The organism is Devosia sp., assembly GCF_025809055.1.
Taxonomy (GTDB): domain Bacteria; phylum Pseudomonadota; class Alphaproteobacteria; order Rhizobiales; family Devosiaceae; genus Devosia.
Genome location: NZ_CP075529.1, coordinates 367,792 through 391,354, shown reverse-complemented (window position 1 = coordinate 391,354; position 23,563 = coordinate 367,792). Strand labels below are relative to the sequence as shown.

Below are 23,563 nucleotides of genomic sequence, written 5' to 3'. Positions count from 1 at the left end.
TCCAACTATCGCGATAGGGGACGGCCGGCTTGCAGCCGCCGCCGCAATTTCAGCGTCAGTGGCAAGCCTTTGAGAAGCAGCTTCATCGCTTCCCAATGAATGCCAAGGACCACTTTAGCGGTCAAAAATGGATATGCAAGCAGCAGTTTGGCAAGCCCGGAATCGGTGAGCGGGCGCCGTTCTCCCTTGAACCAGGCGGTGAGCAAGGCCCCCTCGCCGGTGGACAGGGTGATGCCGACAAAGGCGGAATCGCCGGGCGGCAGGACGGAAAAGCGGTAGTTGCCTTCCATGGTATTGAAGGGCGAAACGTAGAAGGCCTTGCGCGCCTGGTGATGGAGTTTTCCATCCACAGCGGGGCTCACCGCCGAGACATAGAAGTGGTGTTCCCCGAAGGTATTGGACACTTCGTGGACCAGACATCGCACCACCCCTTCCGCGTCTTCGCAGAAATAGACGGTGATCGGATTGAAGGCGTAGCCGAAGATGCGCGGATAGGCGAGCATCCGGATACGGGCAATGCCGGTCACGCCGGAAGCGCGCGCCTTGTGGCGGATGAACTCGCCAATGCTGGTGCCGTTGCGCGGGCCGAAATCGCGGATGAACAGGGACACAAAGTTGAATCGGTTCAGGGAGAAGAGCCGCAGTTTCTCATCCAGCGATTCAAGCCGGTCGACGTCGAGCAGCATGGAAAAGACGCGATAGCGCAACTCGTGCTTTTTCGGCCGTGCGCGCTTGTGCACGACATCGCCGATATATACGCAGCCGATGTCTTCAACGATCGGGGATGTCACTCGGCTGCCCAAAGCTGCTGGTCTCCACCGGCCCAGTTATGCGCAATGCGTTTGCGCTGGTTGGCGACGGCCCATGGCCGGGTGGCAGAACCCAGGCGCTCGGCCACTTCGAGCCCGGCCTGGATGCCGTCCTCGTGGAAACCGTAGCCCATCCAGGCCCCGGCAAACCAGAGGCGGTTCTGACCCTGAATCTGCCAAAGCTCGCTCTGCATGTTGACCGACTGCTCGTCGAAAAGCGGGTGTTCGTAATTGGCTTCGTAGAGCACCTGATCCTCGGGAATCGGGCGGTGCGGGTTGAGGGTAACGAAAAGCTGAGTCGTTGTGGGCAATGGCTGCAGGCGGTTCATCCAATAGGTGAGGCTCAACTGGTCCTCGCCCTCGTCGCCGCGCAGGTAATTCCAGGACGACCAGAGGTGCTTGCGCCTTGGCATGAAGCTCTTGTCGGTGTGCAGAACCGCCCGATTGGGCGTGAAGCGGAAGGCGGATAGCACCTTGCGCTCGGTATCGGTGGCATCGGCCATCATGGCCAGCGCCTGATCGGCATGGCAGGCGAAGATGACCTCATCGAAATGGCGCTGCGTGCCGTCGGTCATGTAGATTTCGACGCCCTGTGCGTGACGGCGAACCGAGGCGATCCGCGCATTGGTCACGGCCTGGATACGGCTGTCGCGCAGGAGCGGCTCGATATAATTGCGCGATCCGTTTCGGACGGTGCGCCAGACCGGGCGGCCCGAGACCTTGAGCAGGGAGTGATTGGCGAAAAAGGCGATGAATGTCTTCGCGGGAAAATCCAGCATGCCGCGCGATGGGGTCGACCAGATGGCGGCCGAGATCGGCAGGATGTGATCCTCGATGAAGGTATTGGAATATTTGTGCGCCTTGAGGAAGTCGCCAATCGACATGTCTTCGGGGCATTTGGCCACCTGCTTTTCCGCCTCGCGGAAGAAGCGCATGATATCGCGCACCAGGGCCCAGTGCTCCGGGCGGATGATGTTGCGGCGCTGGCCGAACAGGCCCACCAGGTGCTTGCCGGAATATTCCATGCGGCCCTCGCCGATGGAGACAGCGAAGCTCATGCAGGATGGCGTGGTCTCGACGCCAAGATGTTTGAAGAAGGCCGTGAGGTTGGGGTAGTTCGCCTCGTTATAGACGATGAAGCCGGTATCGACCGGCACCATGCCCTCGGGCGTGCGGGCCATGACCGTGTTGGTATGCCCTCCCAGGATGGGGCCCTTTTCGAACAGGGTGACATTTTGAGTCCGGGAAAGCAGCCAAGCTGCTGACATGCCAGAGATACCTGCGCCTATGACGGCAATGGACGATTGGGTCATATGCAGGGGCTACTCCGATGAATGACGCTTTGGATACGGGTCAAGCAACGGGTTGGATCAGCAGGAAGTTTCGTGTTTTCCGATGTCAGGCGCTGGGGGCTGCGATGTCGGTGCAGCGGAACTGAACCTGCTCGCGCCCCTGATAGTGATCGATCGACAAACCGCCGGCAAAATGCAGCGGGCGATCAGCGTCGCGCATCAGCGTATCGCCGAGCGCTGTGCCTGCCGCACGGAAGGCGATGGCCTTGAGTTTGGCGCCGTCGTCCGATGTCAGGGAGAAGCTGATATGACCGCCCTTCCCCACGATCTGGGGGAAGCGGGCCCTATGGGCGGGAAAAGCGAAAGTGGGAGTGGGATTGCCGGCACCGAAGGGACCGGCGCGCTCGATATTGTGCAGCAGATCAAGGCTGGCGCCGCGCGCGGACAGCGCCGCATCGATCTTGAGGGCCGTGGCGGCGCGGGCGCTGGCCACGCTGCTGCCGAGCTGATCGGACAGGAAGGCACGCAGCGGTCCGAGGTCGCCAGGGCGCAGGGAGATACCGGCCGCCATGGCGTGTCCGCCGCCCTTGGGGATGAGGCCGGCCTCGACGGCAGCGATGACGGCGCTGCCCAGATCGACGCCCGGCATTGAGCGGCCGGATCCGGTGCCGGTGCCATCGGGATGCAAGGCAATGGCAAAACTGGGCCGCTCGAAGCGTTCGCGCAAACGCGCAGCGACGAGACCGACGACGCCGGGATGCCAGTCGGCCGACGCCAGAACCAGGACCGGGGGCCCCTCCCCGCTGCCGATTTCGGCCTCGGCAACGGCCGTGGCCTGTTCAACCGCCTCGACTTCGATGCGCTGGCGTTCATTGTTCAACTCGTCCAGCCGGGCGGCGATGACCATGGCCTGATGATCGTCGTCCAGCGTGAGCAGCCTTGTGCCGAGGGCAGCATCGCCAATGCGTCCACCGGCATTGATGCGCGGCCCGATGAGAAAGCCCAGGTGATAGGGATTGAGCGGGCCGCTGACCCGCGCCGCGAGGGCAAGCGAGGACAGCCCCGGCTTTTCGCCACGGCGCGCCACTTCGAGCCCGCGCAGCACGAAGGCGCGATTGAGCCCGATCAGCGGCACGACATCGCACACGGTGGCCAGCGCCACGAGGTCGAGCAATTGCAGCAGATCCGGCAGGCCGGTATCGCCGCGCTGCCGCAGCACCCGGTTGGCGGCGACCAGCACCATGAACGTCACGCCGGCGGCGCAGAGATAGTTGAGGCCAGAAATGTCATCCGGCCGGTTGGGATTGACCAGGGCCGTGGCGGGCGGCAGGTCATGATCGGCCAGGTGATGATCGATCACCAGAACATCCGCGCCGCGCTGGCGCGCATGTGCGATCGGACCGTCGCTGGTGGTGCCGCAATCCAGCGTGATGATGAGGCTGGCGCCCGCATCGATCAGCTTGTCCATGGCCGCGATATTGGGCCCGTAGCCCTCAAATATCCGATCCGGAATGTGGACCTGCGCGTCGATGCCGAAATGGCCGAGATAGCGGGCCATCAGCGCGCAGGAACAGGCGCCGTCGACGTCGTAATCGCCAAAGAGCGCTATGGATTCGTTGTCGGCAATGGCTCTGGCGAGACGCTCGGCCAGGGCGTCCATGGCGGTCAGGGTCGAGGGATCGGGCATGAGGGCGCGAATGGTGGGTTCGAGCCAGGACTGCGCCTCGTCGATGGAGACACCGCGCCCGGCCATGATGCGCGCCAGAATGTCGGGGATTTCAGTCCGTTGCGCGATGGCGCCGGCGATGCGGGCAGTTGCCGGATCGAGACGATCCTGCCAGGCGCGGCCGGTCACCGAGCGGGAAACGTCGAGAAAAGGGCGCTGCGTCTCTGGCATGAGCGAGGGTTAGGGGATTTTCCGCCTGCTGAAAAGGCCGCCGGACCCTCTGCGCACGCCTATTCGCCGTCCTGACGCCGCCAGACGGTTTCCTGCGTCATGTCCTGATCCTGCACGATGACCTCGATCTGCGGGTCATCCTGCGCGCGGGCCTCGGCAATTGCCGCCTTCACGGCCGCCTCGCGCGTCTGAAACGGCGCGGTTATCGTGCCCTTGAGGGTGAACAGCCAGGCGTTGTCGCGCTGGCAGACAATAAGGTGGCGATCGGTCATGCTTGCTCCTCCGCTCATCTCAACGCCATGGCGGGGCGCCCGGTTCGAAGGTTCGCTCTACTTTTCTGCGATGAGAACCTTGGCCGAAAGCCAACCAACAGTCCCGTCCAGCATTCTAACTGAATACCACGTGCCAGATCGCCCCGTGGCCCTGATCTGCGTTCCTCTTCTGACCTCCGCCAACACGGTAGATCTCCAAGAGGGTTCCGCATGAATATCTGCCATATCCGACGATACTACGAATTGGCGAATTCTCTCTTCGCCATCGTCACTGGATATTATCGCGCACCCAACGATCAGAACAAGCATCCCTGGCACGCTCATCCAGCGAAACCGCTTCTCTGCCATGGCTTCGCTACCGCGCGTGGCGGGCCCTGATCCAGCGTGTTGTCTGGCTCCAGCTGCGCATGACGACCGTGGAGGTATCCACGGTTTCGCGACGCAGGCGTACGCCCTCGGCCAGCGAGCCATCGGTTACGCCCGTGGCCGAGAACAGCACGTCGCCCGAAGCCAGGTCGGTGACGGTGTAGATGCGGTTGGCGTCCTCGATGCCCATTTCCTTGGCGCGGAGGCGCTTGTCGGGCGTATCGAGGATGAGCTTGCCCTGCATGTGGCCGCCAATGCAGCGCAAAGCCGCAGCCGCCAGAACCCCTTCGGGCGCGCCGCCGGAGCCGAGATAGATATCAACGCCCGTATCCTCGGTGTTGACCGCATGGATGACGCCGGCGATGTCGCCATCGCTGAGCAGTTTCACCGAAGCCCCAGAGGTGCGCAGTTCCTCGATGAGCCCGGCATGGCGCGGACGATCGAGCACGATGGCGGTGATCTCGGAGACCGGCACGCCCTTGGCCCGGGCCAGGGCATTGACGTTCTCGGTGGCCGACCACTCCACATGCACAGTTTCCGGCGCATAGGACCGGCCGATGGCGATCTTGTGCATATAGACATTGCGGGCCACGTTGAGCAGGCCGCCACGTTCGGCCATGGCCAGAACCACCAGAGAGTCCGGCTGATTCTTGGCGCAGAGGGTGACACCCTCGAGCGGGTCGACGGCGATGTCGACCTCAGGCCCCTCGCCCATGCCGACCGGCTGTCCGACAAAAAGCTCGTCACATTCGAACTGCTCGCCCTCGCCGATCACGATGCGACCGGAAATATGGACGCGGTCCAGCTCCTCGCGCATGGCCTTGACGGCAGCTTCGTCGGCCGCGCGTTCGTCGCCCTTGCCGCGCCAGGCCGCCGCGGCAATAGCCGCACGCTCGGTGACGCGCACCATTTCGAGGGTCAGGGTGCGATGAAGGTTGGCCGGACCCTTGGTGGTTTCGGCCTTGCTCAACTTCATGGTGCTGGTTCCTCCCGGGGTGGTCACGCCCCCTTTTGAGGAGGTCAAAGCTGTTCGATGCGGATCAATTGCGGTTCGCCGACTATGAACCCATCCGCGGCGATCTGCGCAAGCGCTTCCCGCACCGATGATTCCAAAGTCTGCTGGGTAATCAACACCACGGTGCGGGTCGGCGAGCCATCCGCGTCGTAAGTTTTCGCACTGAGATCGGACCGCTGGATGACACTGTCGATCGAGATCGCCTTCTCGCCCATACGGGTCGCAATGGCAGCCAGCGCACCGGGTACGTCCTTGGCGCTGAGGCGGATATAGAACCCGCCTTCATGGGCCCGAAGCGGGGCGCCGGAAAACGGCAGAAGCTCATCGCTGGGCACGCCGAGCGGCGGCACGCGGGTGCCGCGGGCGATGTCGAGAATGTCGGAAAGTACCGATGAGGCGGTGGGCGGACCACCGGCACCGGGGCCGGCAAGCAGCAGTTCGTGGACGTGGTCGGTTTCCAGAGCCACGGCGTTCATCACCCCGTCGACGCCGGCAATGGCGCTGCCCTTGGGCACGAAAGTGGGATGCACGCGCTGCTCGATTCCATTGTCGACGCGCTCGGCAATGCCGAGGAGCTTGATCTTGTAGCCGAGCTCGGAGGCCACCTGGATATCGTGCTGGGTAATATTGGAAATGCCCTCGACACGCATCTTGTCCGGGGCGATTTCGTAGCCAAAGCAGAGTGTGGCGAGGATCGCCAGCTTGTGGGCCGTGTCAAAACCCTCGACGTCGAAGGTCGGATCGGCTTCCGCATAGCCCAGCGCCTGCGCGTCCTTGAGGCAATCGGCGAAGGAAATGCCTTCATTGCCCATGCGGGTCAGGATGTAGTTGCAAGTGCCGTTCATGATGCCGAAGACCTTGGCGATGCGGGCCGAGCCGAGGCCTTCGCGCAGGGTCTTGATGACCGGAATGCCACCGGCAACGGCAGCCTCGAAACCCAGCTGCGCACCGGCTTCCTCGGCGAGGCGTGCCAGGGTCACACCGTGCTTGGCCAGCAGCGCCTTATTGGCGGTGACGACAGGGCGGCCGATTTCCAGTGCAGCCTTGACGGCGGCAAAGGCGGGACCGTCTTCGCCACCGATCAGTTCGACGAACAGGTCAATGCCGTCCCATTTGGCGAGGGCCACGGGATCATCGAACCATTCGAGCCCCGAAATATCGATGCCGCGATCGCGGGAGCGCGAGCGGGCGGCGACGGCCACGACTTCCAGCTGGCGACCCAGCTTGCGGGTCAGCTCGGCGCCATCCTTCTGCAGGATGCGCACCAGAGTCGCTCCGACATTGCCAAGCCCGGCAACACCGATGCGCAGCGGCGCCTGACGGTCTGTTTCACCAAAATCGGCCATGGCCTTGAGAATGCGGCTGCGCGTTTCCGTTCGCGGTTCGCGCCCATCGCGCAGATCGAACACGAAGAGCGGATCGCCAGCCACAATGCGGCCGAAGCGGGTGGGCGTCCAGCCGCGCGCGGAGATGAAGGATTCGACGGATTGGCGGAAAGACTGGATATCGCTCATGGTGGGCGACATGTGCATAGGATTTCGCCTAGCCGTCAATAGGAGTTTTGAGAGGAATTGGGGCCGCGCTGCGCGGCCCCGTTCTTGCCTGTTCGGTCTTGCCTAATTGGCTTTGGCGGCCGCCGCGGCACGGCCGACCTCGGCCATGACCCGCGGGAAGCCCCAGCGCAGCGAGACCGGCGTGACGGCGCCGCTGACGGCCATGGTCAGTTCCTCGCCCACCAGATTGGTATAGGCACCCTTGGCCACGAGTGGCGACAGACCGATGAGATCGAGGCCGAAAAAGTCGTCCGCAGACTTCTGGTCGTTGAAGAAGCTGACCAGCAGATCGGCGGGAATGCGGTCGAAATTCTCATAGGAGACGAAATAGGAAATGCCGGTATCGTTGGGCGTGATGTTGTCCGGCACCGGGGCGGGCACAAGCCCGACATCGGCAAACAACTGCACGCGTGGATCGCCTGCCAGACGGACGGCAACCTGGCCATCGCTGCGGTTGACGATATTGGCGAAGACCGCGCCTTCTGCCTCCGGATACTTGGCGACCTCGGCCTTGAGCTCACCCTCGGTTTGCGCGATCAGGCCCGCGGCCTCTTCGGACAAACCAAGTGCAGCGCCGGTCAGGGTCACTACATCCTGCCAGGACGCGAACCACGCCTTGCCGGGATAGGCGACCACCGGTGCGATATTGCTCAGCACCTCGTACTCTTCCGGCGTCAGGCCGGAATAGGGCGCGATAATCACGTCCGGTGCGAGTGCCGCAATGGCCTCGAGCGGCGGCTCCGTCACATTGGGCAGAACTGTTGGCATGGAAAAGCCACGCTCGGCGATCGCGGCTTCGGTCCAGGGCAGCACGCCATCGTCACCGCCGCCATAGGCGAAGAACGGCATGCCTACGGGCGCGATGCCCAGATCGATCACCACATCCTGCGCCGACCAGCCCCAGGTGACCACCCGCTCGGGCTTGGCCTCAATGGTGGTGGTGCCCAGTGCATGCTCGATAGTGACGGGGAACGTGTCGGCGGCGATGGCCGGGGCCCCAAGGACTGACACGGCCAAAATCGCCAACACGCGGGAAAACAGGTTCCTCATGATTCCAGCCCCCTGCCCTCTTACTTGCCGGCCACGTTCTCGGCGGCGGCGCCGAGGATTTCGAGGTAGCCCGGCACGCCCCAGCGGAGGGAGAGGATGCTTGGCGGGGACACCGATGCGACATTCTCGGTGCCGACAAGCGCAGCCAAGCCGCCGTTGACGATGGGTGGATAGGTTTGCGCCGAAGGCGTGGCGAGCCACTTGTCGAGCAGGTCCTGCTCTTCGAAATAGGTGACGAAGATATCGGCCTCGAGCTGGTCGAAGAGTTCGTAGCTCAGCGAATAATAGAAGGCATCGCCGCCCGGCGAGAGCGCAGCCACGCTCGGGTCCATGGTCATGCCGAAGTCGGTCAGGAACTTCATGCGCGCGTCGAGCGGCGCATAGACGGCCATGGAGCCATCATAGTCATTGGCACTGGCGAAGGTGACGTCCTTGAGGGCCGGATACTTGGCAAATTCGGCCTCGACCCAGGCGGTGGTATCGGCAACCAGTTGCTCGGCTTCGGCGTCCTTGCCCAGCGCCTTGCCAACGACGCGGGTCAGGTCCTGCCAGGAGGCGGACCAGGGTGCGTCGCTATAGGCGATGGTCGGGGCAATGCCGGAAAGCACCTCATACTGTTCCTTGGTAATGCCCGAGAATGCGGCGATGATCAGATCCGGCTGCAGCGCGGCGATCTGCTCGATGGGAGGCTCGCCCGATGCGTCAAGGATGGTCGGGGTCTCGGCATTGGCGGCTTCCAATGCGTCTTCGACCCATTTGTGAATGCCGTTGTCGCCGCCGCCATAAGACTGGAATGGCATGCCAACGGGGATCTTGCCCAGCGCGATGACAGCATCTTCGTTGCTCCAGCCCCAGGTGACAATGCGCTGGGGTTCGGCCGGGATGACGGTCTCGCCATGGGCGTGGGTGATGGTGACGGGGAAAGCCTGCGCGAAGGCGCCGGCGACGGTGCCGAGGCTCAGGGCAGCGGCGAGCAGTATTGTACGGAGCGACATGGATCACCCTTTGCTTGGAGATGGTTCTCCATACAAAAGCTGATTTCAAATGTCATGTATAATTTGGTGGGAGGTTCAGAGGGCGGCGCCTGGATTGGCGTTTGACTGAAGATTCTTGCGTAATATTCCCCCACCCTAGTTCCGACAACGGGGAGGGAGAAGGGGGCTGGATACATGCCAAGGCTCCCTACTGGGAGGCAACAGGCCCTCGGATCGGGTCCGAGGGCAGCGCCGTATCAAGCGAGATGTGCGGGGACACACGCGGTTCTTACCGAGAGGCTTTCACCCCTCACCCCAGCCCTCTCCCCTGAGGGGCAAGGGGGCGATGGAACCGGTGGTTCCGTGCACAGTTGAAATGCCCTACTTCCGCTACGGCCTGCTGCCGAACTGCACTACCCTCCCCACAAATGGGAGGGCGAAGTGGGGCTGGAAGGCGGGCACGCTGCTTTGTCCCCGGGCTAGACGCGTTGACCACACCGAGTTCACGCCGAGGCTCACTATTGGGAGGCAGGAGGCCCTCGGATCACGTCCGAGGGCAGCACCGTTCAGGTGAGATGCGCCGGAGACATTCTTGCCCCTCGGCAAAGTCGCGTGCTTCGAAAAGGACCGGCGAGGCAGTTCAGGCCTTGAGGGGCACGACGTTGCCTTGACCCGATTTGCCGCCGAGCAGTTTCTTGACGTTGCGGGCGGCCTGGCGGATGCGCTGTTCGTTTTCGACGAAGGCCAGGCGGATGTACTGATCGCCGTATTCGCCGAACCCCACTCCCGGCGCCACGGCGACGCCGGTTTCCTGCACCAGGAGCTTGGCGAATTCGAGCGAGCCGAGATGGGCGAACTGATCGGGGATCGGGGCCCAGGCAAACATGGTGGCTTTCGGCACCGGAATGGTCCAGCCCGAACGGCCAAAGCTCTCCACCATCACGTCGCGGCGGTGCTTATAGACCTGGCGGACTTCGGCAATAACCTCGTCCGAGCCGTTGAGCGCCGCGACGGCGGCCACCTGGATCGGCGTAAAGGCGCCATAATCGAGATAGGATTTGACCCGCGCCAGGGCCGCAATCAGGCGTTCGTTGCCCACGGCAAAACCCACCCGCCAGCCGGGCATGGAATAGGTCTTCGACATAGAGGTGAACTCGACGGAAATGTCGATGGCGCCGGGCACCTGCAGCACGGACGGCGGCGGATTGTTGTCGTCGAAATAGATCTCGGAATAGGCCAGATCCGAGAGGATGAAGATGTCGTTGGCCTTACAGTAGCGCACCACCTCGGTGTAAAAATCGAGGTCGGCGGTGTAAGCGGTGGGATTGGCCGGATAGTTCAGCACCAGCGCGATCGGCTTGGGAATCGAGTGCCGAACGGCCCGATCGAGCGAGCGCATGAAATCTTCATTGGGATCGGCGGGCATCGAGCGGACAACACCGCCGGACATGATGAAGCCGAACGAATGAATGGGATAGGTCGGATTGGGCACCAGCACCACGTCGCCGGGAGCGGTGATGGCGGAGGCCATGTTGGCAAAGCCTTCCTTGGAGCCCAGTGTCGCGACGACCTGGGTGTCTGGATTGAGCTTTACGCCGAAACGGCGGCCATAATAGCTGGCCTGGGCCTTGCGCAGGCCGGGAATGCCGCGGGAGGTGGAATAGCGGTGGGTGCGTCCGTCCTTCACCGTTTCCTGGAGCTTGGCCACGATATGATCGGGCGTGGGCATATCGGGATTGCCCATGCCGAGGTCGATGATGTCGACGCCTTCAGCGCGGGCCTTAGCCTTGATCGGATCGATATGGGCAAACACGTAGGGCGGAAGGCGGCGAATGCGGTGAAAATCTGCGCTCATGAGTTCCTCGAAGGTCCCCTTGGGACCGTGCCTGACCGCGATGCGCCCGAATGCGGCGCCGCGCCAATCTGATCGGCGCTGATTATCGCGGAATTATGGTTTTAGACGGGTTAAGCGCCCGAAAAATCGGACGGAGACATCGATATTCGGCTCTTCCCGGCCACCTCGTGGCCACTGGGAAGAGCTATCGGGCGCTTGCCGCCGCAAATGCGTTTGGGGCCGCCGCAATATTGCCGGCGAGCCAAGCTCCAAACCCTGCAAAAGCGAACGGGGACGGCATGTCTCTTGCCCTTGAGAAAAGAACTCTGGTACCACGTCGAGGCGCGGCCAGAGACTTAATATGTTCTCTGAAGTCCCTTGTAAATGCCATCAAGTCTTTACATGTACGGATCGGTTCAAGCCGCAGAGTTGTGTTTCGGATAGGTGCATGAGCAAACGCGTCGCGATCGCCACCATTGGTACCGCCGGGGATGTCAGGCCCTATCTGGCCCTTGCCGTCGCCCTCAAGGAACAGGGACATAATGTCGTCCTTGGCTCCAATGCCGATTTCGAGGATCTGGTCCTGTCCCATGGAATCGAGTTCCACGACCTGGGCACCAATATCCAGGACTGGCTGCAGGAATCGCGATTCGATAACGCGATCAGCAAGATGAAGCTGCACCACTTTCCGCAATTGCTGCGGGAAGGACAGGCGCTGGTGGAACGCGCCGCACGCAATTCATGGGCCATGGCGCAGGGCGCCGACGCCATGATCGTCAATATCAATACCAGCTTTGGTATCGACGTCGCCGAGGCGCTGAACATCCCGGTGATCATGACCGCGATGCAGCCGCTCAATCCGACGCGGGAATTTCCGATCTGCGCCTATGAGGTGCCGGACCTGGGGCCCACGTTCAACAAGCTCAGCTATATCGCCATGAACATCCAGCAGGCCTATTACGACCTGCCGCGCGACCGGGTCCGCAAGCAGGTCATGGGACTTGGGCCGCGGCGGCGTGGTGGGCTGTTCAAGGACAGCTACGGCAACAACCTGCCGACCCTCTACAATTTCTCGTCCATCGTCTCGCCGCGCCCGCGCGACTGGCCGCAGACGGCAGTGGTCACCGGGTTCTGGTTCCTCGACGACAACAGGGACTGGAAGCCTGATCCGGACCTGCAGCGCTTTCTCGATGCCGGCCCGCCGCCGGTCTATATCGGCTTTGGGTCCATGCCGTTCGGGGCGGAGCGCAACACTGAACTGTTGCGCAACGCCATCCTGCAATGGGGCGGAAGAGCCATCGTGTCGCGCGGCTGGGGCGGTATCAATGCCGACGACCTGCCGGATACGGTTCACGCCGTTTCCGAGGCGCCGCATGACCGGCTGTTTCCGCTCTGCGCCGCGGTGGTGCACCATGGCGGCGCCGGCACGACCGCTGCCGGCCTGCGGGCGGGCAAGCCGACCTTTACCCTGCCCCAGGCCTATGACCAGCGCTATTGGGGCCGCCGCGTGCGCGCGCTTGGCTGCGGGCCGAAACCGGCCCGGCTGCGGACGTTGACGCCCGAGAAACTGGCCCAGGCCCTGCGTGAACTGACGACGGACAAGGCCATGGCCGCCAACGCGCTTTCCGTGGGCAAGGCTCTCTCGGAGGAGAAAGGGCTGGAAACCGCGGTCAACTTCATCGAGGCGACCATTGACGGGGCAAAGGCCGGATCGCGCCGGTCGCCAGTGATCGGTTAAGCCGGCATTGCCGATTGCGGCCAAGGAATGCGCCGCCGACAGACCAGAAGGGACAGCGTATTGAAGATTTGCCTGGTGGGCGCGGGTGGTGGAATAGGCCGGCAATTGCTGACGACCTTTTCCACCAAACACGCCGTCACCCCCGTCTATCGCACCCTGCCGCAGAAGTTCGGGGATTCCGGCGTGGCTGTGCGGTTCGAGGATGAGGCCGGGCTTGCAGAGGCCGTCGGCCAGGCGGATGTCGTGGTCCACGCCGCACTCAATACCAAGGCCAAATCCCGCGACTTCATTGCCGCCAACAATCGCGTGACCGAGCGGTTACTGGACCTGATCGGCACTGGCAACTGCCGGCTGTTTGTCTATTTCAGCTCACAGGTGGTCTATGCGGCGCTCGACGCCCGCGAACACCCGATCCAGGACGAAGATGCAACGCTCGCGGCGCGCCCGGGGCTCGACAATTACACAAGGCTCAAGCTCGACGAGGAAGCGCGGGTTATCGCGGCCTGCAGGGCCAAGAATATCGCCTATCTCATCGTGCGGCCCACCGTGGTGATGGGCCCCAATATGCAGTGGTCGAGCGGGATCGTGGCGGCGATGCGCATGGCGCCGCTGGGGCTGCGCAAGCGCACCATCAACCTGATCCATGTGGAGGATCTCGCCCAGCAACTGCTCGCGCTGATCGAGCGCGGCGTGGTCAATGACGTGGTCAACCTGGGCGACCTGGATGTGTCATCGGACGACTATTTCCGCCATGCCGCCGGGCTGGCCAAGAGACCGATCTTCTTTGCGCCGGACTGGCTGGCCGGCCTGGCCGGCAAGGCCATTCCCTCGACCCTGTGGTTTCTGTCTCATGACGTGACGGTGGCCAGCGAAAAGGTCCGCCGCCTCAGCGGGGTTACCACCGGTCGGACACTTGCAGATTTCTTCGAGGCGCCGTCGCGGACCATTCATGCCCATTCGCTGGCGGTGATACAGGAGACCGTTCGCGGCAGCCGGCCCTACCATGCCATCGGGCGGGGCTATTTTCTGTGGTTCAACGACCGGCTGACCTCTGATCAATTGGTCATGGAGCACTATGCGGGCATTGTCAGCCTCGATGGCGACAGGCTCACCGTGCGCGCCGGCACGACGCTGCGGGCGATCCTCGCCTATCTCGGGCCATATGGGATGACGCTGGGGACCTTGCCGGAATTCGTCGATATCTCGGCGGGCGCCTGCTTCTTCGCGGAAGTGCATGGGAGCAGTTCCGACTTTGTCTCGGTCTATGACCTGATCACCGCCATTCGCTATGTCGACGGCGATGGCGAGGAGAAGGTGGCCACCCGCGATGATGTCGCCTGGGACAGGATGCGCGAGGGCAATGGCATCGTGGTAACGGAAGTCACCTTCCAGTGCTGTCCGAACTACAGGCTGGCCAATGTCATCGAATGGCGCCCGGACAGCGAACTCGAGTCCTTTGTGGCTGGTGGCTATCGCGTCAATCACAGCACCACCGTGCACTGGTTTCCGCGCAGCCGGGAATTGATGGTCTATAACATCAACCCCGCCCGCGAGGATCAGCCCAAGGATCGCGGGCCCTTCGCGCCCCTGCGGGGGTCGCCGGCCGCCATCCAGAAGCTGCTGCTCACCCTAAGACTACGCGGGCGCCTGCGGATCGTCGGCTGGTCCGAGCGGGTGCTGGCCCCATGGACCGGGATGCCGGCCAAGCAACTGGTCGGCCGGGTGTTTCGCAATGGGCGGCGGCGTATGCGCAACATGGAAATCTGCGTGCCCGATACCTGTGCGGCACGATTCATAGCCGGGTTGCGCCAGGCTTTTCCGGGCATGCGGCTGCCGCCTGGTCAGGGCGTCGGCGTGCGCTTTACCCGCCATCCGGCCACCGGCCGCGGATTTGTCTGGGTGGAGATGACATCGCGCAACGCGGAGATGATGCATGCCCTGGTGGACCTCGCGCGCGATGTCTGCGGCAATGCCTTCTGGCTGCATCGGGGCAAATATGTTCCGAAGGGGATCGGGGTGGAACACCTGTTCATCCCGCGTTCGGTTTAGGGTTTATTCCGCCCTTCGCCCCGCTTGGGGTCTCGTCGAGGCGGCGCGTGGTGGTTGGCCAGGGCCCGCCCATAGGACCGTGCATGGATCCCGGCCTGCGCCGGGATGACATTGTGAGCAGGGCGCGATTTGCGTGCGCGAGACGTGGCACAAACGAGGTTTGCTGGGATCATCAAAAGAAAAAGGCCGGGACATGTGTCCCGGCCTTTTCGCGATTATGACACCAGGATCAGTGGGTGATGCTGGCAGTGCTGTCCTCGGCGGGGTCGACCTTGGTCGCCACGGCGGGTTCGGCGTCAAAGTTCCATTCGATGGCTTCGGGCTTGCGCACCAGGGCGCGCTCGATGACCTGGTCCATGCGGCTGACCGGCACGATTTCCATGCCATCCTTGACGATATCCGGGATCTCGGCGAGATCGCGGACATTCTCCTCAGGGATCAGCACGGTCTTGATGCCGCCACGCAGGGCCGCCAGGAGCTTTTCCTTGAGGCCACCGATAGGCAGTACCCTGCCCCGCAGCGTGATCTCGCCCGTCATGGCCACATCGTTGCGCACCGGAATGCCGGTCATCACCGACACGATGGCCGTGGCCAGGCCGATACCAGCGGAAGGACCATCCTTGGGCGTGGCGCCTTCGGGCAGATGGACGTGGATATCGCGGGTGTCGAACATGGGCGGCTTGATGCCGAAATCGATGGAGCGCGAGCGCACATAAGCGGTGGCCGCAGTCAGTGATTCCTTCATCACTTCCTTGATGTTGCCGGTGACCGACATGCGGCCCTTGCCCGGCGTCATCACGCCTTCAATGGTCAGCAACTCGCCGCCAACCGAAGTCCAGGCGAGACCGGTCACCAGACCCACCTGGGATTCGGCTTCGATTTCGCCATGCTTGAAGATGGCGGGGCCGAGATACTTGGCCAGGCGCTCGTCATCGATCTCGATAGATTTGACCTTGGTGCGCACGATGTCCGTCACCGCCTTGCGCATCAGCTTGGAGATTTCGCGCTTGAGATTGCGGACGCCGGCCTCGCGGGTATAGCCGCGAATGGTCTTCATCAGCATGTCGTCAGACAGCTTGAACTCGCCGTGCGCGACGCCATTTTCCTTGGCCGCCTCGGGGATGAGGTGCTGCTTGGCGATGGCGTGCTTCTCCTGCTCGGTATAGCCCGAGAGGCGAATGATCTCCATGCGGTCCATCAGCGGGCCGGGGATGTTGAGCGTGTTCGAGGTGGTCACGAACATCACGTCCGAAAGGTCGTAGTCAACCTCAAGGTAGTGATCGGCAAAGGTGTTGTTCTGCTCCGGATCGAGCACTTCGAGCAGGGCCGAAGACGGATCGCCCCTGAAATCCTGGCCCATTTTGTCGATCTCGTCGAGCAGGAAGAGCGGGTTGGATTTTCCGACCTTCTTGAGCGACTGGATGATCTTGCCGGGCATGGAGCCGATATAGGTGCGGCGATGGCCACGGATTTCGGCTTCGTCGCGCACGCCGCCAAGGGCCATGCGCACGAATTCGCGGCCGGTGGCCTTGGCGATCGACTTGCCGAGCGAGGTCTTGCCGACGCCCGGAGGGCCGACGAGGCAGAGGATCGGGCCTTTGAGCGTGCCGGTCCGGGCCTGCACCGCCAGATATTCGAGGATGCGTTCCTTGACCTTTTCGAGGCCGTAGTGGTCTTCGTCCAGCACCTTTTCGGCCAGCGCCAGATCGCGCTTGACCTTGGTCTTCTTGCCCCAGGGCAGGCCCAGAAGCGTATCAAGATAGTTACGGACGACCGTGGCTTCGGCAGACATGGGGCTCATGGCCTTGAGCTTTTTGACTTCGCCGTCGGCCTTGGCCCGCGCTTCCTTGCTGAGCTTGGTCTTGGCGATACGCTCTTCGAGTTCGGAGATCTCGTTGACCCCGTCCTCGCCGTCGCCCAGCTCGCGCTGGATCGCCTTCATCTGCTCGTTGAGATAGTATTCGCGCTGCGTCTTCTCCATCTGCCGCTTGACGCGGGAGCGGATGCGCTTTTCCACCTGCAGCACACCGATCTCGCCTTCCATGAGGCCGATGACCTTCTGCAACCGGTCGATGACCGACACGGTCTGCAGCAGATCTTCCTTCTCTGGAATCTTGATGACCAGGTGGCTGGCAATGGTATCGGCCAGCTTGCTCGAATCCTCGATCTGGCCGACGGCGGCCACGACCTCGGACGAGATTTTCTTGTTGAGCTTGACGTAGTTTTCGAACTCGGACTGTGCCGAACGGGCCAGCGCCTCGATTTCAGTCGCGTCTTCTTCGGGCTCAGGCAGGATCGAGGCCTCGGCCTCGAAATATTCCTCGGTCTGCAGGTAGCGATCGATGGTGGCGCGATGCAGGCCCTCGACCAGCACCTTTACGGTGCCGTCCGGAAGCTTGAGCAATTGCAGCACAGTGGCGATGGTGCCCGTGGGATAGATCTGGTCCGGAGCGGGGTCGTCATCCTGCGCGTTCTTCTGCGTCACGACCAGGATGTGCTTGTCGTCGCGCATCACCTCTTCCAGGGCCTTGACCGATTTCTCGCGGCCCACGAAGAGCGGCACGATCATGCCAGGGAAGCAGACGATGTCGCGCAGGGGCAGAACCGGATACACCCGGTCCCGGCTCGCTTCGCCAGTGGAGGTAACTTCCGACATCACATTTCCTTTCCGGGGCGCGCCGGAGGGAGGAAGGAGGTGGCACGCCCGTTGCGACTACCCAGTCTTAAAAAATGCTGGGTGATTCAGGTTAATAAATAGGGTGGAGTGCACTGGCCGCAAGTCAAGCTTTGCGGATTTGTGACCATTGTCCGGACTTCGCACAGGAGATATGCGCCCGCTGGCGGGAACACCTGTGTGCCCAGGTATCACACAGCTCGCGCTATCGGCGTTTGATGCGGCAGCGGGAATGGAACTAGACTGTGTCCACCTAGAAGAAGGCAGAATCCATGGCACATCCCTCCCCCATCAAGCGCATCGATCTCATCGGCGTGGCCACCGCGTCAGGGGCCTCCGTTCGCGGATGCGGCATGGGTCCGGAGGCGCTGCGGGTTGCGGGGCTGGTCGAGGCGCTGGTCGATCTCGATCTGGCCGTGGCCGATCATGGCGACCTGAGGCGGCCGCAAGACGGGGTATCGACCAATCCGAGCAGCGCCCGCCTGCCGGAAGAGCGCAAGGCCGATGTGCTCGATCTCGCCGCGCGCGTCAGCGATGCCGGGCTGGATATTCTTGCACGGGGGCATTTTCCCGTGTTCCTCGGCGGCGATCATTCCATCGCCATGGGCACCGTCTCTGCGGTTGCGCGCCATTGCGCCCAGGACAAGCGGCCCGTTCATGTGCTGTGGATCGACGCCCATGCCGACTACAATACGCCCGAGACCTCGCCTTCCGGCAACCTGCACGGCATGCCGCTGGCTCTGCTCTGCGGCGAGCCTGAATTCGACGACAGTTTCAAGGGCGACTGGCTGGGCCGGATCGACCCGCGCAATGTCACCATTTTCGGCGCTCGCTCGGTCGACCGGGAGGAACGGCGCCTGGTGCAGGCGCGCGGGGTTGACGTCATCGACATGAAGCGGATCGACCAGCATGGGGTGGTCGCGAGTATCCAGAAAGTGATCGACAAGGCCAGGGCGGCCGGTGCGCATCTGCATGTCAGTTTTGACGTGGACAGCATCGACCCGCTGATCGCGCCCGGCGGCGGCACGCTGGTGCCCGGCGGGCTGAGTTATCGCGAGGCACATCTGGTGATGGAGCTGTTGCACGACAGCGGCGTCGTTGGCTCGCTCGATGTGGTGGAACTCAACCCGTTCCTCGACCATGGCGGCAAGAGTGCAACCCTGATGGTCGATCTCGTCGCCAGCCTTTTCGGCCGCTCGATCATGGGCGAGGAACCGGGACCGGTGGAGTTCGTGACCGGAGAGGCCTGACACACAAGCGTATTTCGACCCGGAGGGTGCCACCGCGTCATTCCCGCGACTGCAGGAATGACACTGACGGCAACAGAGGTTCCCGCTTTCGCGGGAATGACACCGAGCCAGAAACAGGTCACCGCACCTAAAGGCAAAAAAACGCCGGGCACTGGGCCCGGCGTCATGTTTGTCGCTCGGAGGCGGATCAGGCCGAGGCCGGCTCGTCTTCCTTCTTGCGCTCGGAATAGATGTAGAGCGGGCGGACGTCCTTGCCGCGCACCACGTCTTCGGAGATCACCACTTCCTCGACGCCTTCGAGCGAAGGCAGGTCGTACATGGTGTCGAGCAGGATGCCTTCCATGATCGAGCGCAGGCCGCGGGCGCCGGTCTTGCGTTCGATGGCCTTCTCGGCGATGGCCTTGAGGGCGTCCTCGTGGAAGTTGAGCTCGACCTCTTCCATGTTGAACAGGCGCTGGTACTGGCGCACCAAGGCGTTCTTGGGCGAGGTCAGAATTTCGATCAGGGCCGGCACGTCGAGGTCTTCGAGCGTGGCCAGAACCGGCAGACGGCCGATGAATTCGGGGATGAGGCCGAACTTGACCAGATCCTCGGGCTCGACCACGGCCAGAAGCTCGCCGACGCGGCGGTCATTGGGGTCCTTGACGGTCGCGCCGAAGCCGATGCCCGAACCTTCGCCGCGTGCGGAGATGATCTTTTCGAGGCCGGCAAAGGCGCCGCCGCAGATGAACAGGATATTTGTGGTGTCCACCTGCAGGAATTCCTGCTGCGGATGCTTGCGCCCGCCCTGCGGCGGCACGGAGGCGACGGTGCCCTCCATGATCTTGAGCAGGGCCTGCTGCACACCTTCACCGGAGACGTCGCGGGTGATGGACGGATTGTCGGACTTGCGGGAAATCTTGTCCACTTCGTCGATATAGACGATGCCGCGCTGGGCCTTCTCGACATTGTAGTCGGCAGCCTGGAGGAGCTTCAGGATGATGTTTTCCACGTCCTCGCCGACATAACCGGCTTCGGTGAGTGTCGTGGCGTCGGCCATGGTGAAGGGCACATCGATGATGCGCGCCAGGGTCTGCGCCAGCAGGGTCTTGCCGGAACCGGTCGGGCCGATGAGCAGGATGTTCGACTTGGAAAGCTCCACGTCCTGGTTCTTGGTCGCGTGGTGCAGGCGCTTGTAGTGGTTGTGTACGGCCACCGAGAGCACGCGCTTGGCGCGCGACTGGCCGATCACGTAGTCATCGAGAACCTTGCAGATTTCAGCCGGGGTGGGCACGCCGTCGGAGGACTTGACCATGGAGGTCTTGTTCTCTTCGCGGATGATGTCCATGCACAGTTCGACGCATTCATCACAGATGAACACGGTCGGGCCGGCGATCAGCTTGCGCACTTCGTGCTGCGACTTGCCACAGAACGAGCAGTAAAGCGTGTTCTTGGAGGTTTCGCCGTTCGTTGTCTCTTTGGACATCAAGTCACTCCCGGGAGCTTGCGCCCCCATATTCAAGCGTTACCGCAAATCGTAACGCTCAAGACATAAAGAAAGTCTAAGCCGAAACGACCTTAAAGGCCGTTCCGGCTTGGTGCAATTGCGCTTGGATCACAGTCCACGGCGCAGCAGCTTTGTGCTTAACGCGGGTCACGCTCAGGCGGATGCTTCCGGCACGATGCGCTTTTCGAGCACGGTGTCGATCAGGCCGAACGCCTTGGCTTCTTCGGGCGACAGGAACCGGTCGCGCTCGAGCGCATTCTCGATTTCCTCATAGGTGCGGCCGGTGTGCTTCTCATAAATCTGATTAAGACGCCGCTTCAAGCCTTCGACTTCCTTGGCATGAATCAGAATGTCGGTGACCTGACCCTGGAAGCCGCCGGAGGGCTGATGGACCATGACGCGCGAATTCGGAAGGCTGGTGCGCATGCCGGCCTCACCAGCGGCGAGGAGGAGCGAGCCCATGGAGGCAGCTTGGCCCATGACCATGGTGGCAACCGCCGGGCGGATGAACTGCATGGTGTCGTAGATGGAAAGACCAGCCGTCACCACGCCACCGGGCGAGTTGATGTACATGGCGATTTCCTTCTTCGGATTCTCTGATTCGAGGAACAGAAGCTGGGCCACGATGAGCGAGGCCATGTTGTCCTCGACCACGCCGGTCACGAAGATGATGCGCTCGCGGAGCAGGCGCGAGTAGATGTCGAAGGCGCGTTCGCCACGGTTCGACTGCTCGACCACCATGGGAACGAGCGTGTTCATGTAAAGATCGTGCGGATCCCGCATAAGAAAGCCCCTTGGCCTGGCCTTGCGGGTCGCGGACCGCAGGCCGGCTTGTTTGGTTGGATCATGCCGATGCCCCATACGCACACTGGCGGGACGGACCGACATGCCGGAAATTCGAATCAGCGCGACTGGCCGATTGCAGGCGACGCCGCCTTAACGGGCGGTAAAGGCACAGATAGGCGGCAATGAGGCGCTCTTCAATAGCCCCAGGCCGGTTCCCCTTGCTTAGGGTGAACGTGATGCTGCCGATTACGCAAAATCGACGGCAACGCCCTTTTTCTTGAAATAGGCCTGCATGAGCTTGCGACCCTGCCGATTGGGCTGGGCGAGCTTTGCAGTCTCGAAGGTCGCCTGCTTGACCCCTTCACGCGCCATGGCCGCCTTGAGGGCGGCGATGTGCAGGTCGATGTCTTCGTTGTCGTTCTTGATCGAGGCGTAGATGGCGTCGATCGCTGCGGAAACGGTGATGTCGCTCACGTGCGGATTTCCTTCGTCGCGTTTTGGCGCTCTCAAGACATCATTGTGCGCCATTTGCCAAGGGATTTTAGCCTTGTAGTGGGGGCGCTGGCGCGAAAGCGGGGCTCCGTTCTGGGGGAAGGGAGGTCCCCGCTTTCGCGGGGATGACGCTGAAGGAGGTGCGTGACAATGAGTGTTAGGAGGCCGCAAATCGAGATGAAGAGCCTCCTAGCGCACGCACACGCTCAGGTCAGCTTGATGTCCGGACGTCCCTCGCCGGTCTTGCTGTGCCGGTCACTGTCTGAATTGCGCAGCGGCCGGATTTCCAGGCGAGCATAGCGCGCGATCGGATCATCGGCAAAGACGGCCAAGGCATCGTCCATGTCGCGGGCTTCGAGCAGGACAAAGCCGCCGACCACCTCCTTGGCCTCGGGAAAAGGTCCGTCGATGACGGCGGCGTCCAGGCGGCGACGGCGATCAATCGCGGCCCCCTCCTCCGGCCCAGTGAGTGGGGAGCCAAAAATCAGATGCCCCGACTGACGCATGCGCTGGTCATGCTCGATGGTCGCATCGTCGATGCGGCGCATCTCCCGTGGGGTGACACCGGCGAAGGCATCGTCGCGGAAGTGAAACAGGCAAAGGAACTTCATGTTCAGTCTCCTTGGTTGAACACCTGTCCGACGGATGGGTTTTCACCGGGTCGACTATTTCCCGCAGCTTTTTTCGATCCCGTCGCGCAGTGCAATTGCAAGGCGTCAGCGCATGCTTATTGTAGCGGCGAACGACCCTTACGGACGATTATGGCCGCCATACTGCAAGTCAAGCCGATCCTCGATGTTCCAGCGCCGCTGCGGGCGAGCGCTCAGCCGCAGGACCCGAGCTTTTACCAAGATCCCTACCCCTTCTACGCGCGGCAGCACGCCAGCCATCCCGCCTTCTTCTGGGAAGAATATGGTCATTGGTGCTTTGCCGACTTCAAGGCCGTCAGCGCCCTGCTCCGCGACAAGCGCTTCGGCAGAGATATCCTGCATGTGGCCAGCCGCGAGGAAATCGGACTGCCGGCACCCAAGGCGCATACGGCAGAGTTCGACCTGACGGAAAAATACTCGCTGCTCAACCTCGAGCCGCCGGACCACACCCGGTTGCGCACGCTGGTCAACCGGGCCTTCGTGTCGCGGCAGGTGGAGCAGTTGCGTCCGCGCATTCGCCAATTGGCCCATGAGATGATCGACCAGTTCGAGGGCGAAGACAGCGTCGATCTCATCAAGGCCTTTGCCGCGCCCATTCCGGCGATCGTTATCGCCGAGATGATCGGCCTTCCGGCAGACATGGCAGGGCAGTTGCTCAACTGGTCCAACCGCATGGTGACCATGTACATGTACAATGTCAGCCGTGAGACGGAACTCGACGCCAACCAGGCTGCCGCCGATTTCATGGCGCATCTGCGCGATGTGATCGCGGAGCGCCGCAGGGCACCGCGCGAGGACCTGCTCAGCCACATGCTGACCAGCGACCGCAACGGCGATGTGTTGAGCGACGAAGAGGTCATTTCAACCGCCATCCTGCTGCTCAATGCCGGGCATGAAGCGACGGTGCACACGACCGGAAACGGCGTGAAGTCCATCCTCGAAAGCGGGCTCGACCCGCAAAGCCTGTTCGTGACCGCCGAACAGGCCGAAAAGACTGTCGAGGAATGTCTGCGGTTCGACGCGCCGCTGCACCTGTTCACGCGCTATGCGCTGATGGACACCGAAGTCGACGGCATCTCCCTGCGCAAGGGCGATGTGGTTGGGCTCATGCTCGGAGCGGCCAATCGCGATCCGGCCCGCTTTGCCAATGCGGGCATTTTTGACCCATTCCGCACCGATGGCGCCAATGTGAGCTTTGGCGCCGGCATCCACTTCTGCATCGGAGCACCGCTGGCGCGGATCGAATTGCAGGAGTCGATGAAGGTTCTGTTCGAGCGCCTGCCCCGATTGCGGATTGCCGAGCCACCCCACTATGGCAATGTCTATCACTTCCATGGGCTGGAGAAGCTTGTGGTGGAGTGGAAATAGAGCCCCCA

The 23,563-nt window shown here is 62.5% G+C and carries 19 protein-coding genes; 4 read left to right on the top strand and 15 right to left on the bottom strand.

What is annotated here, in order from left to right; translation table 11 throughout:
- Positions 1–5 precede the first annotated feature (5 nt).
- The 10 genes from KIT02_RS01870 to KIT02_RS01830 all read right to left on the bottom strand — a co-directional run bounded on the left by KIT02_RS01870 (position 6) and on the right by KIT02_RS01830 (position 11,083).
- Positions 6–791: a DUF1365 domain-containing protein gene (locus KIT02_RS01870; RefSeq protein ID WP_297581553.1), complete on the bottom strand. Its 786-nt coding sequence runs from the start codon at positions 789–791 to the stop codon at positions 6–8.
- Positions 788–2,122, bottom strand: coding sequence for an FAD-dependent oxidoreductase (locus tag KIT02_RS01865; RefSeq protein WP_297581550.1), 1,335 nt, complete (start codon positions 2,120–2,122; stop codon positions 788–790). Before KIT02_RS01865 ends, KIT02_RS01870 begins: the two co-directional genes overlap by 4 nt.
- An 85-nt stretch (positions 2,123–2,207) precedes the next feature.
- Positions 2,208–3,998: a single-stranded-DNA-specific exonuclease RecJ gene (gene recJ / locus KIT02_RS01860; RefSeq protein WP_297581547.1), complete on the bottom strand. Its 1,791-nt coding sequence runs from the start codon at positions 3,996–3,998 to the stop codon at positions 2,208–2,210.
- A gap of 59 nt (positions 3,999–4,057) precedes the next feature.
- Positions 4,058–4,270: a DUF2188 domain-containing protein gene (locus tag KIT02_RS01855; protein ID WP_297581545.1), complete on the bottom strand. Its 213-nt coding sequence runs from the start codon at positions 4,268–4,270 to the stop codon at positions 4,058–4,060.
- 57 nt (positions 4,271–4,327) lie between these two features.
- Positions 4,328–4,495: an SH3 domain-containing protein gene (locus KIT02_RS17560; RefSeq protein ID WP_366520598.1), complete on the bottom strand. Its 168-nt coding sequence runs from the start codon at positions 4,493–4,495 to the stop codon at positions 4,328–4,330.
- Positions 4,496–4,625: 130 nt separating this feature from the next.
- Positions 4,626–5,612: a class II fructose-bisphosphatase gene (glpX, locus tag KIT02_RS01850; RefSeq protein ID WP_297581543.1), complete on the bottom strand. Its 987-nt coding sequence runs from the start codon at positions 5,610–5,612 to the stop codon at positions 4,626–4,628.
- A 44-nt stretch (positions 5,613–5,656) separates the two neighbouring features.
- The gene (locus KIT02_RS01845) at positions 5,657–6,997 is read right to left on the bottom strand and encodes a homoserine dehydrogenase (protein WP_297585066.1); all 1,341 of its coding nucleotides are present in this window, start codon (positions 6,995–6,997) and stop codon (positions 5,657–5,659) included.
- A gap of 270 nt (positions 6,998–7,267) precedes the next feature.
- Positions 7,268–8,254 carry an ABC transporter substrate-binding protein gene (locus KIT02_RS01840; protein WP_297581541.1) on the bottom strand — a complete coding sequence of 329 codons (987 nt, stop codon included), beginning with the start codon at positions 8,252–8,254 and terminating at the stop codon, positions 7,268–7,270.
- Positions 8,255–8,274: 20 nt separating this feature from the next.
- Complete coding sequence (locus KIT02_RS01835) at positions 8,275–9,249, bottom strand: iron-siderophore ABC transporter substrate-binding protein (RefSeq protein WP_297581539.1); 975 nt, start codon at positions 9,247–9,249, stop codon at positions 8,275–8,277.
- A gap of 619 nt (positions 9,250–9,868) precedes the next feature.
- Positions 9,869–11,083: an LL-diaminopimelate aminotransferase gene (locus KIT02_RS01830; RefSeq protein ID WP_297581537.1), complete on the bottom strand. Its 1,215-nt coding sequence runs from the start codon at positions 11,081–11,083 to the stop codon at positions 9,869–9,871.
- 427 nt (positions 11,084–11,510) lie between these two features.
- On the opposite strand from KIT02_RS01830, the gene KIT02_RS01825 reads away from it, so the two are divergent.
- On the top strand, positions 11,511–12,800 hold the full coding sequence (locus KIT02_RS01825) for a glycosyltransferase (protein WP_297581535.1): 1,290 nt from the start codon (positions 11,511–11,513) through the stop codon (positions 12,798–12,800).
- Positions 12,801–12,860: 60 nt separating this feature from the next.
- On the top strand, positions 12,861–14,849 hold the full coding sequence (locus KIT02_RS01820; protein WP_297581533.1) for an NAD-dependent epimerase/dehydratase family protein: 1,989 nt from the start codon (positions 12,861–12,863) through the stop codon (positions 14,847–14,849).
- Between the two features lie 229 nt (positions 14,850–15,078).
- Here the strand turns inward: KIT02_RS01820 and lon are convergent, their stop codons facing one another.
- Positions 15,079–17,505 (bottom strand): endopeptidase La, encoded by a 2,427-nt coding sequence (gene lon / locus KIT02_RS01815; RefSeq protein WP_297581531.1) that lies wholly within the window; start codon positions 17,503–17,505, stop codon positions 15,079–15,081.
- Positions 17,506–17,795: 290 nt separating this feature from the next.
- Between lon and rocF the strand changes: the two genes are divergently transcribed.
- Positions 17,796–18,773: an arginase gene (gene rocF, locus KIT02_RS01810; RefSeq protein ID WP_297581528.1), complete on the top strand. Its 978-nt coding sequence runs from the start codon at positions 17,796–17,798 to the stop codon at positions 18,771–18,773.
- Between the two features lie 187 nt (positions 18,774–18,960).
- Here the strand turns inward: rocF and clpX are convergent, their stop codons facing one another.
- The 4 genes from clpX to KIT02_RS01790 all read right to left on the bottom strand — a co-directional run bounded on the left by clpX (position 18,961) and on the right by KIT02_RS01790 (position 22,148).
- Positions 18,961–20,238 carry an ATP-dependent Clp protease ATP-binding subunit ClpX gene (clpX, locus tag KIT02_RS01805; protein ID WP_297581525.1) on the bottom strand — a complete coding sequence of 426 codons (1,278 nt, stop codon included), beginning with the start codon at positions 20,236–20,238 and terminating at the stop codon, positions 18,961–18,963.
- Positions 20,239–20,412: 174 nt separating this feature from the next.
- Positions 20,413–21,042: an ATP-dependent Clp protease proteolytic subunit gene (locus KIT02_RS01800; protein WP_297581522.1), complete on the bottom strand. Its 630-nt coding sequence runs from the start codon at positions 21,040–21,042 to the stop codon at positions 20,413–20,415.
- Between the two features lie 249 nt (positions 21,043–21,291).
- A complete protein-coding gene (locus tag KIT02_RS01795; RefSeq protein WP_297581519.1) occupies positions 21,292–21,519 on the bottom strand; it encodes a hypothetical protein in 228 nt (75 codons plus the stop codon).
- A gap of 224 nt (positions 21,520–21,743) precedes the next feature.
- Positions 21,744–22,148 carry a YciI family protein gene (locus tag KIT02_RS01790; protein WP_297581517.1) on the bottom strand — a complete coding sequence of 135 codons (405 nt, stop codon included), beginning with the start codon at positions 22,146–22,148 and terminating at the stop codon, positions 21,744–21,746.
- A 150-nt stretch (positions 22,149–22,298) separates the two neighbouring features.
- Here KIT02_RS01790 and KIT02_RS01785 point away from each other — a divergent pair, with 150 nt between their 5' ends.
- Positions 22,299–23,555, top strand: coding sequence for a cytochrome P450 (locus KIT02_RS01785; RefSeq protein WP_297581514.1), 1,257 nt, complete (start codon positions 22,299–22,301; stop codon positions 23,553–23,555).
- The last annotated feature ends 8 nt before the right edge of the window (positions 23,556–23,563 follow it).

Bases quoted from the DNA above. Each gene is read 5' to 3' on its own strand.
- KIT02_RS01865 (WP_297581550.1), bottom strand. From the start codon at position 2,122: ATGACCCAATCGTCCATTGCCGTCATAGGCGCAGGTATCTCTGGCATG.
- recJ (WP_297581547.1), bottom strand. From the start codon at position 3,998: ATGCCAGAGACGCAGCGCCCTTTTCTCGACGTTTCCCGCTCGGTGACC.
- KIT02_RS01855 (WP_297581545.1), bottom strand. From the start codon at position 4,270: ATGACCGATCGCCACCTTATTGTCTGCCAGCGCGACAACGCCTGGCTG.
- KIT02_RS17560 (WP_366520598.1), bottom strand. From the start codon at position 4,495: ATGGCAGATATTCATGCGGAACCCTCTTGGAGATCTACCGTGTTGGCG.
- glpX (WP_297581543.1), bottom strand. From the start codon at position 5,612: ATGAAGTTGAGCAAGGCCGAAACCACCAAGGGTCCGGCCAACCTTCAT.
- KIT02_RS01845 (WP_297585066.1), bottom strand. From the start codon at position 6,997: ATGGCCGATTTTGGTGAAACAGACCGTCAGGCGCCGCTGCGCATCGGT.
- KIT02_RS01840 (WP_297581541.1), bottom strand. From the start codon at position 8,254: ATGAGGAACCTGTTTTCCCGCGTGTTGGCGATTTTGGCCGTGTCAGTC.
- KIT02_RS01835 (WP_297581539.1), bottom strand. From the start codon at position 9,249: ATGTCGCTCCGTACAATACTGCTCGCCGCTGCCCTGAGCCTCGGCACC.
- KIT02_RS01830 (WP_297581537.1), bottom strand. From the start codon at position 11,083: ATGAGCGCAGATTTTCACCGCATTCGCCGCCTTCCGCCCTACGTGTTT.
- KIT02_RS01825 (WP_297581535.1), top strand. From the start codon at position 11,511: ATGAGCAAACGCGTCGCGATCGCCACCATTGGTACCGCCGGGGATGTC.
- lon (WP_297581531.1), bottom strand. From the start codon at position 17,505: ATGTCGGAAGTTACCTCCACTGGCGAAGCGAGCCGGGACCGGGTGTAT.
- rocF (WP_297581528.1), top strand. From the start codon at position 17,796: ATGGCACATCCCTCCCCCATCAAGCGCATCGATCTCATCGGCGTGGCC.
- clpX (WP_297581525.1), bottom strand. From the start codon at position 20,238: ATGTCCAAAGAGACAACGAACGGCGAAACCTCCAAGAACACGCTTTAC.
- KIT02_RS01800 (WP_297581522.1), bottom strand. From the start codon at position 21,042: ATGCGGGATCCGCACGATCTTTACATGAACACGCTCGTTCCCATGGTG.
- KIT02_RS01790 (WP_297581517.1), bottom strand. From the start codon at position 22,148: ATGAAGTTCCTTTGCCTGTTTCACTTCCGCGACGATGCCTTCGCCGGT.
- KIT02_RS01785 (WP_297581514.1), top strand. From the start codon at position 22,299: ATGGCCGCCATACTGCAAGTCAAGCCGATCCTCGATGTTCCAGCGCCG.